General features: G+C 41.6%; 9 protein-coding genes. 6 read left to right on the forward strand and 3 right to left on the reverse strand.

The annotated features are described in order from the left end of the window. Positions 1-81: 81 nt before the first annotated feature. On the reverse strand, positions 82-693 hold the full coding sequence (locus HUO09_RS18675; protein WP_188234986.1) for a peroxiredoxin C: 612 nt from the start codon (positions 691-693) through the stop codon (positions 82-84). A gap of 198 nt (positions 694-891) precedes the next feature. Here HUO09_RS18675 and HUO09_RS18680 point away from each other — a divergent pair, with 198 nt between their 5' ends. From HUO09_RS18680 to HUO09_RS18700, 5 genes are all read left to right on the forward strand, one after another. Then, on the forward strand, positions 892-1,797 hold the full coding sequence (locus HUO09_RS18680; RefSeq protein WP_102963922.1) for a hydrogen peroxide-inducible genes activator: 906 nt from the start codon (positions 892-894) through the stop codon (positions 1,795-1,797). Between the two features lie 671 nt (positions 1,798-2,468). Then, positions 2,469-4,106, forward strand: coding sequence for a malate synthase A (aceB, locus tag HUO09_RS18685; protein ID WP_188234987.1), 1,638 nt, complete (start codon positions 2,469-2,471; stop codon positions 4,104-4,106). Positions 4,107-4,229: 123 nt separating this feature from the next. Continuing rightward, complete coding sequence (gene aceA, locus HUO09_RS18690) at positions 4,230-5,534, forward strand: isocitrate lyase (protein WP_167413396.1); 1,305 nt, start codon at positions 4,230-4,232, stop codon at positions 5,532-5,534. 331 nt (positions 5,535-5,865) lie between these two features. Continuing rightward, positions 5,866-7,029, forward strand: coding sequence for an EAL domain-containing protein (locus HUO09_RS18695; protein ID WP_188234988.1), 1,164 nt, complete (start codon positions 5,866-5,868; stop codon positions 7,027-7,029). Positions 7,030-7,046: 17 nt separating this feature from the next. Then, a complete protein-coding gene (locus HUO09_RS18700; protein WP_188234989.1) occupies positions 7,047-8,411 on the forward strand; it encodes a GGDEF domain-containing protein in 1,365 nt (454 codons plus the stop codon). A gap of 349 nt (positions 8,412-8,760) precedes the next feature. Here the strand turns inward: HUO09_RS18700 and HUO09_RS18705 are convergent, their stop codons facing one another. Further along, the gene (locus tag HUO09_RS18705) at positions 8,761-10,695 is read right to left on the reverse strand and encodes a methyl-accepting chemotaxis protein (protein WP_188234990.1); all 1,935 of its coding nucleotides are present in this window, start codon (positions 10,693-10,695) and stop codon (positions 8,761-8,763) included. Between the two features lie 289 nt (positions 10,696-10,984). Next, complete coding sequence (locus tag HUO09_RS18710) at positions 10,985-11,434, reverse strand: CBS domain-containing protein (protein ID WP_167413400.1); 450 nt, start codon at positions 11,432-11,434, stop codon at positions 10,985-10,987. Positions 11,435-11,669: 235 nt separating this feature from the next. Here HUO09_RS18710 and queA point away from each other — a divergent pair, with 235 nt between their 5' ends. Continuing rightward, positions 11,670-12,722: a tRNA preQ1(34) S-adenosylmethionine ribosyltransferase-isomerase QueA gene (gene queA, locus HUO09_RS18715; RefSeq protein ID WP_188234991.1), complete on the forward strand. Its 1,053-nt coding sequence runs from the start codon at positions 11,670-11,672 to the stop codon at positions 12,720-12,722. The last annotated feature ends 10 nt before the right edge of the window (positions 12,723-12,732 follow it).

Below are 12,732 nucleotides of genomic sequence, written 5' to 3' on the forward strand. Positions count from 1 at the left end.
CTTCTTAACTGATTGGCGGTGCGTTATCGCTTTATATATTCTCCAACCATTAACCCGAGTTGAGCGCGGGTTTAGAAGTAATTACTTTTTGCCTAAATCGTCTGAGTGCTCAGATAGGAACGATGCAACACCTTGAGGAGATGCGTCCATACCAGCTTTGCCTTCTTCCCATTGTGCTGGGCAAACTTCACCGTGTTTTTGGTGGAAGTTTAGTGCGTCAACCATGCGTAGCATTTCGTCGATGTTACGGCCTAGTGGTAGGTCGTTAATAACTTGGTGACGTACTAGACCGTCTTCGTCGATTAGGAAAGAACCACGGAAAGCAACGCCAGCTTCTGGGTGCTCAACATCGTAAGCTTTTACGATTTCGTGCTTAACGTCAGCAACTAGAGGGTATTTAACTTGACCGATACCGCCATCAGCGATAGCAGTGTTACGCCATGCGTTGTGAGAGAATTGAGAATCGATAGAAACACCGATCACTTCAACGCCTTTCGCTTGGAAGTCTTCAAAGCGCTTGTCGAATGCGATCAATTCAGATGGGCAAACGAAAGTGAAATCTAGAGGGTAGAAGAATACAACTGCTTTCTTACCTTTAGTGAATTCTTTGAAGTTGAATGTATCAACGATTTCACCGTTACCAAGTACCGCAGCAGCAGTAAAATCAGGGGCTTGACGACCTACTAGTACCATTTTTTTGCTCCTAAGCATTAAATTATGAAAAGCCGACTCTCATTGTTGTCGACTTAGTCCATGTATGTACGAGACAAACTATAGTACATTTTCTTAAATAGAAAAAAGCGAATTAAATAGATTAACTTAATCGAAAAAAGCGATAATAGACAAAATCATAAATCACTGAACTGAAATACCCCAAAGTTAATCATTATTATGAATAAATGGCCAAGCTTAAAGCAGCTTCATTACTTAGTGACACTGCATGAAACCCGCCACTTTAGCGAAGCGGCATTACGTTGTTTTGTGAGTCAATCCACCTTGAGCAAAGGCATTCAAAACCTTGAAGAGTTAATTGGTTGCCCGCTTTATGAAAAGAAAGATAAAAAAAGCCCACTGGTTTTTACACTTGCCGGAGAGCAGGTTGTAAAAAGAGGGCGGGAGTTGCTCGCTAAAGGGCAGGATTTAGTTGAAGTCGGTAAACTGTGTCAGACAGATGCGATGGAAGGGCAACTGAGGCTGGGTTGTATCCCGACAATTGCTCCATTTTTGCTGGTGGATTTGGTGCAAGAGGTGAACTTACGTTATCCGAAATTGCATCTTTTATTACGCGAAGATACCACCACGAATCTGCTTCAGAGCCTGCGCAATGGAGAGTTGGATGTGTTGATCCTTGCTCTGCCGATGGACATTGGAAATTTAGAAAGCCGTATTGTCGGCCGTGATGCTTTTCGAATGGTGATCAGCCGACATCAAGCGGATGCTATTCGCGTACCCATCAAATATGCCGACTTGCCAGATGAATCGGTATTTCTGTTAGAGAATGAGCACTGTTTAACGGAGCACGCGGTTTCTGCCTGCAAGTTAACAGAGAAAGAGAAGATTAATCCATTCACAGCCACAAGTTTACATACCTTGGTTCAGATGGTTGCTAATGGATTGGGGACGACGTTTATCCCACAGATGGCGATTGAACATGGTCTATTAGAAAATCAGAATCTAGTGGTCATCGACCCTCCCGGTCAGCAGGCCTATAGGGAGATTGGATTAATATGGCGTCCAAGTTCGTCTCGCAGTCATACTTTTAACCTCCTTGCGGATTTGCTTTCAGAAATGCTGTAGCGATTAGTCGTATGTCGTCCCTGTTGAGGTTTCTGCTTTTACAGACTTCGAACGCCTTATTCGCTCTCTACTGAGTAGAAACTACAATTGGTTCGCAAATATAGACGATCATCTTATAGTTAAAACGCACTGGTAATAGTGCGTTTTTTAGTTTTTTATACTTTTCGAATCGCTTTTTCTGTGAAATTTCACAAGACTAAAAATTATGAAGCTTTCATAAAATTGTAAAAATTCACAAAGTTAATTTTACAGTTTTTGTCTTGCTCGATGTTTAAAGAAAAAATGGTTTTTCCGTCTAAGCTACCACTACCTCTGTACTCTTTGATTTTCAAAACGACTTTGCTGTTGTTTAAAGCGATTTTACACTTCGACTTTTATTGTAATTATATTACGTAATTAATTACATTTTCGTTGCGTTCATAATGCCTAAAATATCAACCGAACAAAACTTTGAATTTTGCTGATATGTATTTTTTGGCTTTTACTGAACCCCTTTGTAAGTTAGTGTTTGTTTAGGTTTTGTAGACCTATGTCTAGTCTTAAATACGTTGAAGTTTGATGTGGTTTGGGTGATTGTATAGACATGGAAAACAAGGAAGTCTCAAGAAAATTAAAATTCAATTTGTAGTTTTAAAGTTACAAATGAAATTTTGAATAAAAAGGAAGAAGATATGTTCGCTCAAACGTCAGATTCGAATATCGCTCTCGAGAGAGATGCTAGTTTTTGTTCCCGATTAAAAATCACTGGAGAGCTCAACTCAGAGCACGAAGCGATTTTTCCTAGTGAAGCGCAAGCTTTCTTATCGGAACTTTGCGTTCGATATGCAGCAAGAGTGGATGAACTACTTGCAGAGCGTGAGCGCAAACAGCAAACAATCGATAATGGTCAGCTGCCGGACTTCCTGAGTGAAACCAAAGATATTCGTGAAGGAAGCTGGAAAATCCTCGGTATTCCGAATGATCTTCAGGATCGCCGCGTTGAAATCACTGGACCTACTGATCGCAAAATGGTGATCAATGCACTGAATGCAAATGTAAAAGTCTTCATGGCTGACTTCGAAGATTCAATGTCACCAGCTTGGGATAAGGTTTTGGATGGTCAAATTAACTTGCGCGACGCAGTGAATGGCACCATCAGCTATACCAATCCAGACAACGGAAAAAACTACCAACTCAAAGAAGATCCTGCGGTATTGATTTGTCGAGTGCGAGGTCTGCATCTACGTGAAAAACATGTCACGTTTGACGGACAAATTATTCCCGGAGCGTTGTTTGATTTTGCTTTGTATTTCTTCAACAACAACAAAGCTCTGCTGAAAAAAGGCAGCGGCCCTTATTTCTACCTGCCAAAACTGCAAGCGTACCAAGAGGCGCAATGGTGGAGTGATGTTTTCCATTTCACGGAAGATTACTTCGGTTTAGAAACTGGGACTATTAAAGCAACAGTACTAATTGAAACGCTTCCAGCGGTTTTCCAGATGGATGAAATTCTGTTTTCACTGAAAGAACACATTGTCGGCCTGAACTGCGGCCGATGGGATTACATCTTCAGTTATATCAAAACGTTGAAAAAACATGCTGACAGAGTACTGCCTGACCGCCAAGTAGTGACGATGGATAAACCATTCCTAAACGCATACTCGCGCTTGCTGATTTATACCTGTCATAAGCGTGGCGCATTTGCGATGGGAGGTATGGCGGCATTCATTCCAGCTAAAGACCCACAAGTGAACGCACAGGTTCAGGACAAGATTCGTAATGACAAGCTGTTAGAAGCGAATAACGGTCATGATGGTACATGGGTTGCTCACCCCGGACTTGCTGATACCGCAATGGACGTCTTCAACCAGGTGCTAGGAGAGCGCAGCAATCAGCTCGACATCAGCCGTATGTCTGATGCGCCTATCACAGCTGAAGAATTGTTGGCGCCATGTGAAGGGGTAAGAAGTGAAGAGGGAATGAGACACAACATTCGCGTTGCGCTGCAATACATAGAAGCTTGGATCTCTGGCAATGGTTGTGTACCGATTTACGGACTGATGGAAGATGCCGCGACAGCAGAAATCTCGCGCACATCAATTTGGCAATGGATACAACACGGCAAGTCGTTGGATAACGGTCAGACCGTAACCAAAGAGCTGTTCCGTCAATACCTTGCCGAAGAAATTGAGGTGGTGAAATCAGAGTTGGGCGAAGATCGTTTTAACTCTGGCAGATTTAGCGAAGCCGCTGAATTGATGGAAAAACTCACCACCAGTGATGAACTAACAAATTTCTTAACCGTACCGGGTTACGAATATTTAGCTTAAGCAAAACCTTATAACCAATAACAACATTAACGTGAAACTTAACTGAAACAACAGATAGTCAGATCAAAATCAGCGAGTGCAGTGCTGATTGCGAAAGGACGCTCATATCAAGAGGGATAGATTATGACACTGACACGCCGCCAACAAATTGAAGCGTTAGAAAAAGATTGGGCAACGAATCCTCGTTGGAACAACGTAAAACGCACTTATACCGCTGAAGAAGTTGTGAACCTGCGTGGTTCCATCATTCCAGCCAATACGATTGCACAACGTGGTGCAGAAAAACTGTGGTCACTGGTGAATGGCAGTGCCAAGAAAGGTTATGTGAACTGTTTGGGTGCGTTAACAGGCGGTCAGGCTGTACAGCAAGCAAAAGCAGGTATTGAAGCGATTTACCTATCAGGCTGGCAGGTTGCTGCTGATAACAACACGGCATCGACTATGTATCCAGACCAGTCACTTTACCCAGTAGATTCTGTACCGAGCGTGGTTAAGCGAATCAATAACTCATTCCGCCGTGCTGACCAGATTCAATGGTCAAGTGGTGTAACACCAGAAGAAGGTGTTGATTATTTCCTACCTATCGTTGCAGATGCGGAAGCCGGTTTTGGTGGCGTACTCAATGCCTATGAATTGATGAAGTCTATGATTGAAGCGGGTGCGGCAGGGGTTCACTTTGAAGACCAACTAGCATCAGTGAAAAAATGTGGACACATGGGCGGTAAGGTTCTGGTTCCTACTCAAGAAGCAGTACAAAAACTGGTTGCAGCACGCTTAGCGGCTGACGTAGCGGGCACCACAACTCTGGTTATTGCACGTACTGATGCGAACGCGGCAGACCTGTTGACTTCTGATTGCGACCCATACGATGCTGACTTCATTGTCGGTGAGAGAACCAGCGAAGGTTTCTATCGTGTACGAGCGGGTATTGATCAAGCGATAGCTCGTGGTCTAGCGTATGCGCCTTATGCCGACCTTGTTTGGTGTGAAACTGCGAAACCCGATCTGGATGAAGCGCGTAAGTTTGCAGAAGCGATTCTGGCAGAATACCCAGATCAACTATTGGCTTATAACTGTTCACCTTCATTTAACTGGGAGAAAAACCTCGACCAAGAAACCATTGCTAAGTTCCAGCAAGAGCTTTCGGATATGGGTTACAAGTACCAGTTCATTACATTAGCGGGTATTCATAACATGTGGTTTAACATGTTTGAGTTAGCACACGCTTACGCACAAGGTGAAGGTATGCGTCACTATGTTGAAATGGTTCAGCGTCCTGAGTTTGCTGCGGCTGAAAAAGGCTACACCTTTGTTGCTCACCAGCAAGAAGTGGGAACAGGCTATTTCGATAAGATGACCAATACTATCCAAGGCGGAAATTCATCGGTTACTGCCCTTACTGGTTCCACTGAAGAAGACCAGTTTTAAAACCATTGATAATAATTGTTTGTGCATGAATTTTGAGCGGCATTAGCCGCTCTTTTTTTATCTGCGAAATTGTTACAACTAGAAATATATTTCCTCTTTAATGTTAGAAGTTGAGCGTAGGAAAATTCTTTTATTGCACTGTGTCATTTTTGGGACTTGTTTTATTCTTTTTAAATTCAAATGTTTACATTGTTTTTGTTAAATGGTGATGATTTGACTTTGTTTGTTAGTAAATAAACAATCCTACAGTTCCCCCATATTCTATAGCCTTCGTTAATAATCAGGCTGCATGAACCCTTTATATTCACTTTGTAAGATTAAATAGAAACCTATGAAAGAACTAGCGGCCTTAATTGTCGATGACAATCCAATACAATTAAGTGCAATGGAGCGCCAATTAACGAAGTTAGGCATGACCAAACTAATGACCTGCAACAGCGGGCAGGAAGCATTGCGTGCAGTGTCTGAACATCAGTTTGACATTATCTTCAGTGACATCATGATGCCCGAAATGGATGGCATCACTTTGATTCGCAATTTAGATAATCTTGGTTATCAAGGTGCTTTGGCTATTACTAGTAGCGTTGGAAAAGCCATTGTTTCTTCATTAACTTATATGAGTAATAAATTAGGATTTTCGAACGTCTATGAACTGAATAAGCCTGTTTCAGATTCTGTTTTGGAAGAGATGTTTCAAAAAGAAATCATCATCAAGAAAACGGCAATGAAACAAAAGCTAAAAACGGTGGATATGGAGGAACTGGTGACCGCGTTACACGAGAGCCAGTTTAAAAACTATTATCAGCCGCAGCTAGATTACACAACAGGTAAAGTGGTTGGTGTAGAGGCTCTTGCACGTTGGGTGCATCCTACTAAAGGCATGATCTTTCCCGATATTTTTATTCCAATGTTACACGATGCAGGATTGGAGTATCACTTATTCAAAATAGTATTCGATAATGTGTTAGTGGATATCTCTGAAAACAGAGTCGAATGCCGAGTGGCGATTAACGTCACGCAGCAAGATCTTGAGATCCCCAGTTTTGCTGATTATCTGTTGAATCAATGTAACCACTATTCTGTAGACCCGAGTCTTATTACTTTGGAACTCACAGAGCAGGATATTTACAACGAATCTATTGAAATGATTACCAACGTAACACGCATGCGTTTGTATGGTGTTGGGATCTCAATTGATGATTTTGGTACAGGCAGCTCGTCTTACCTTAAGCTCTCTCACTTACCGTTTACCGAAATCAAAATTGATAAGAACTTTGTTTTTGGCTGCTTGAGCGATGTAACAAAACTGTCGATCATACGCAGCATGTGTACACTTGCAAAAAGCTTACACATCAATCTTGTTTCCGAAGGGGTTGAAGATGATGCCACTTGGGAATTAATGAAAAGCTTGGGTGTGAATGTCTGTCAGGGGTACCTCACGGGCAGACCTATGCCTATTGAAACACTCAGTTTTATAGATATTCCTCAGCGCTAAATGGCTCACAAAATACTATGAAGCGCTACATCAAAATCTCAGTTGTTGCTCTGCTGGTTAGTACTTTTCTATTTTTTCTGGTCGTGGGTATCAACATGGGCATGTTGGTCGATGCGAAGTTTTCCCGTGTCGATTCCATCGTAAAGACGATAGAAATTAAAAAGCAGAAAATGATATTACTTGGTCTGTTGGCTGAAACAGAACGTCAGTTGCCAGTATTAGTTAAAGATGAAGATCTCAACGACTATGAAGTCTATAGCTATGCTGTTAAAGGACATGAAGAGCTGACGGAAAATGAACGCACCATTATTCGAGTAATGCAACTCAGCAATAAATATGTTCCTTCTCTATTTAATTCCAATGATGGGTTAATGTATTTTCGTTCCTATGAAGGGAGAAAAATTTTTACTCACGAGTGGATTCCTGATTTTCCTATATCAGAAGAGCTTTTAGGATTTGAGCGCTGCCGTGTGACTGAAACGTGCTCAATATACGCTCGGCCATTTCAATTGATAGATAGGATCATAGTGTCGCCTATTTATAAGGACTTACTGACGAACTCTTACATTATCTCTTTATCATCACCAGTAAGAGACTTTACCACTAAAGAGATCATCGGTGACTTTGTGGTGGATTTTCAGATTCCGGTTTCGTGGGATAATGGATTAAAGTTTAGAACGGAAAAAAATAAGAGTTTTAAAAGCACCATATTTGAACATGCGAACTTCAATTTTGGGCGAATCTATACCCGAGAGCATGTTACGGATAACCGCAGCAAGATCATTTACAAAGTTTCTGCCTCTAATATTGCTATCGAATTATTATGGTTATGGGGGATTTTCTATATTTGTTCTTTCTTTGTGTATTGGAAGTGGGCTGACTCTCATTACAGCCGTAACCAGCTCAAAGAAGTACTTATCTCTGCAAATGAAGATGAGTTAACAGGTTTGTACAATCGAAAAATATTCAAAGAAGATGAATTCCTTTCCGCCACATCAAATAAAAAAGCCAGTGTTATTGCTATTGATGGGAATAAGATAAAGAAAATAAACGATTTGTTTGGACACGCTGCTGGTGATAAAGCGATTAGACGTATCGCGGACTCAATGAAAACTGTATTTGGTTCTGATGGGTATCTGGTTCGCAATGGTGGTGATGAGTTCATTGTAATATTGCCAGATTGCGAATTAAATGCGGCTGAAGCATTAGCAAGTGAGCTTAAAAATGAAGTGCATTCATCGATGATTGAGCCAACGAATATTCGTATTTCAGTGGCTACTGGTGTCGCGGAAAAACTAGAATATGAAAGTATAGAAACCGCCATTTTATGTGCGGATGAAAACTTATATCGAGACAAAGAAAAGTTATCGTCTTTTCGCTAGTTTTTGAATTTTTAATACGAACCATTGATAGCTAACCATTTTATCGTCATACAATGAAAAGCTGCCTAATCAGGCAGCTTTTTTACATTTTAAGCCTTATTCATGGCGGACAAAAATCAGATGTTTGGCAAGATTAAGAGTCACTGAGCAAAGAGCTCTGGTCGTTTCTGAGAGTGTCGCCCAGCCCAGTTGAATCCTTTTGCATTCGAGTAGGACAGGGCATTGCGGCTGTTTATGCGCAGCAGAGATGGTGCTATTGAATAAGATAAACATCATGAGTTGAGCAGAAAAAGAAACAGCTGGATCGAAGTCCAGCTGTTTACTGTCATTGTATTGGGAAGGCGTACAATTATTTCAGTTTGAAGAAGCGCATCAGTTCAGCCAATGTTACCGACATTTTTGCCAGTTCTTGTGATGCTTGATTGCTGTCTGAAACCATGCTGACGGTTTGATCTACTTTGTCACGAACTACCGTGATACTTTCGCTGATCATTTCCGCAGTACTGCTTTGCTCTTCTGTGGCTGTCGCAATTTGAGTGTTGAGGTTGTTAGTTTGAGCAACGCTTTCTGTTATAGAAGAAAATGCCACGCTTGCTGATTCGGCATGTGTTACTGTCTCTTCAAGCATGGTTTGGCTTGCGTTGATCGATTCTACAACTTGAGAAGTATTGTTCTGCAGCGTGGAAATTTGGTCTTCGATTTTCTCAACCGCTTTCTGAGTTTGTTGTGCGAGTTGGCGAACTTCGTCAGCTACCACCGCAAACCCGCGACCTTGTTCACCAGCGCGAGCCGCTTCTATTGCGGCATTCAGTGCCAGTAAGTTAGTTTGCTCGGCAATGTTTTGAATCACGTCCATAACATCCCCCACTTCTTCTGTACCAGTGCGTAGGGTTGAAATCTCTGTGCTCAAATCGCCCATTTGTTGCGCAAGAGAGCTGATTTTCGCCATAGATGAGGACATCACAGACATGCCTTTATTCGCTTCGTCAGTTGCCGATTCTGCTTCTTGAGAGGCTGTGTTAGCACCAATTGCGACTTCGTTAATGGCGGAAGACATTTCATTCATTGCCGTAGCAACTTGATCTGTCTCTTGCTGCTGTGTCATAGAGCTTTGAAGAACTTCATGGTTAATCGCAGATAGCTGTTCTGAAGCGGAAGCCAGCATTTCACAGTTTTGCATGATTTCTTGTACTGTACTGTAGAATTTCTGCTCCATCTGACCCAGCGAGTGACGCATTTGAGCGACTTCATCAGCCCCTGCAACAGAATAGTTTTCCTGTAATTCACCATTTGCCATTCGTTCAATAATGGCTTTGGTGTTATTGATTGGGCCAGTAATGCTTCGAGTTACTAAGTGGCAAATAATTAACACAATTGGGGCTGAGATAATCAAAGCCATAAGCACAGCTAAGATGGCGTTGTCTGCTACATCAGAAACTTGTTCTGCCAATTGTCCTTGATTTTCAAATGAGCGCTGTTTAATGGTAACGATGTTATCGGTAATTTGGTCACCTAAATCACGCAGGCTAATATTCCAGATATCATTACGTTGACCAATGATTGAAAAGATTTCTCTGATATTGCTGTTAAATTCATCCACCTGTTTAACGATCGTTTCATTACGGTACTGAGGATATGCTTTATCAAACTCAGCCATCATTATTTGTAGCTGAGTAAACGCACTTTGGTAGAGTTCAAAATCACGTTCGTCATTTTCAACTAAGAAATTAGTAGCGTGTTGCAAAGCGATTGTAAATTGATATTCCGTTTCTATCACTCTTTCAAAAAGATCCATGCTGATAATGGCGCTACTGCTGCGAAGCTTACTGATATGTTTTTGAAGCTCTTCTGTGACAGATTGATTTGCACGTACAAGCTCATTTCTACGCTGCATTAGACGTTCCACTTCGTTAAGTTGAACTTCGTATTGAATTACGCTGTTCTTCATATTGGTAAGAAGTGTAAGTTGTTGTTGAGTCTTGCTGGTATTGATCTCTTGTTGAATAATGCTTTCCGTAGCCTTTAACTCTTTTATCCCTTCTTTAAAGCTTTTTTCATCACCGCTAGCTCGGAATGTTAAAGCTCGAATACGTGCAGATAACATGTGCTCTTGAACATTACTTGCCTGAATTGCGTTTTGGTTTACTCCTCTGAAATCATGGAAATCAGATTGAATGTTTTTGATCGCGAAACCTGCAACCCCTGAAATGATGAGAGTTGAAAGCGTCGTAAAAGCTATGATTAAGTATATTTTATACGAAACTTTGGTGATTCTATTAAGCATGTGTTTCTTCTATATGGACAAACGGAATTACACAAATTTTATACAAGTAATCACTATCATCCAAAAATAGGTAGAGTTGCGTTTGCTCTTTAACTTGTTGTTTTATAGGAGTTAAATAGCTTTGTATGACATGCCTAATGGTTAAAAAAAACCAATCCTACACACGTAGAAGGATAAGTCTGACAAGGGCTGACATTGGTAAGGTAAGACGGGAAAGGAAAGGTCAATATTATTGAATATTAACCTTTCATAAATGACGCTAATGGCGGCGGATTAAACGAAAGAATCGTTATAGGTCATCTTCGATTTCTTCGGGTTCAACTTCTTCTTGTAACTCAAGTAGGCTTATAGCAATCGCAACAAAATCGCTATCGGTAATTATGCCAACTAATTCTCCTTTAGCGACTACAGGTAAACAGCCCACTTTGTGTTTTTGCATATACATGGCACTTTCTTTTAGCCCAGCTTGTGGAGCGACGGTCATCACTTGCAAGTGCATGATTTCATAGAGTGGTGAGTCATCTGTATATGAGGTGGTACTGGATGTTTTTTGCAGACTCGATTCTTGAGCGGCCAGTATGTCTCTTTGGGTTACCACACCAAGCAAACCTTTATTTGCATCTACAATAGGAATGTGTCGAATATCTAACGCTTCCATCATATGTTTGGCATCGGAGAGTGTGTTTGAACGCAGTAACGTGTGTGGATTACGAGTCATCATGTCTTCGACTTTAATCATATCCAACTCCTATCTCTTCAGGCTTGCAATAACTATAGTTTTTCTGCGAACAAAGATCTGAGAGATTGGGCGACTTTTATCTCGAATAGGGTGGGAATCATTGCAGATGGCGAACGGCTACTTATTGATTGACGGATAGAAGTGCACAATCCTGTATCTTGATGTTGCTTAGGTATATACTACCGCGCCGCGAAACGATTCATCGCTAAACCCTAAAGAGAACGAATATACAGTCATGCAAGTTTCAGATTTCCATTTTGAACTTCCAGACGAGCTGATCGCTCGTTATCCAAATGCAGACCGTACAGCTAGCCGTTTGCTGCAGTTGAACGGTAACACCGGTACGTTAACTGATAGCACCTTCAAAAATGTGCTCGACCTAGTAGAACCGGGTGATCTTTTAGTGTTTAACAATACCCGAGTGATTCCTGCTCGCATGTTTGGCCGTAAAGCCTCGGGGGGCAAACTCGAAGTATTGGTAGAACGTATGCTTGATGAGCACACGATTCTTGCTCATGTTCGCTCTTCTAAGCCGCCAAAGCCGAATACAGAATTGTATCTGGGTGAAAACGATGAATACCATGCAGTGATGGTTGCGCGTCATGATGCTCTGTTTGAAATTCGCTTTACGGATGAGAAAGCCGTATTGGAAATTTTGAATGAAATTGGTCATATGCCTTTGCCGCCTTACATCGATCGTCCAGATGAAGATGCAGACAAAGAGCGTTACCAAACGGTTTATAACCAGAAACCGGGTGCGGTAGCTGCGCCAACCGCGGGTTTGCATTTCGATGAAACACTGCTTGAGCAAATCAAAGCGAAAGGCGTTGAGTTCGCTTACGTTACTTTGCATGTTGGGGCTGGGACATTCCAACCTGTTCGTGTGGACAATATCAACGATCACCACATGCACGCTGAATATGTAGAAGTTCCACAAGAAGTGGTGGATGCGATTGCCACAACCAAAGCGCGTGGTGGGCGTATTATTGCCGTGGGCACAACGTCAGTTCGTTCACTAGAAAGTGCTGCTCAAGATGCTTTGAATAAAGGTACAGAGCTGGTTCCTTTCTTTGGTGACACTGAGATCTTTATTTTCCCAGGTTATCAATATCAGTTAGTGGATTGTTTGATTACCAATTTCCACCTTCCTGAATCAACGCTAATTATGTTAGTAAGTGCATTCGCAAGTTACGAGCATACTATGGCGGCTTATGAGCATGCGGTTAAAGAGCAATACCGTTTCTTCAGCTATGGAGATGCAATGTTCATTACGAAGAGAACTATTTGAAGCGAAAAGC

Origin of the sequence: Vibrio sp. Y2-5, from assembly GCF_014596725.1 — a bacterium.
Classification (GTDB): domain Bacteria; phylum Pseudomonadota; class Gammaproteobacteria; order Enterobacterales; family Vibrionaceae; genus Vibrio.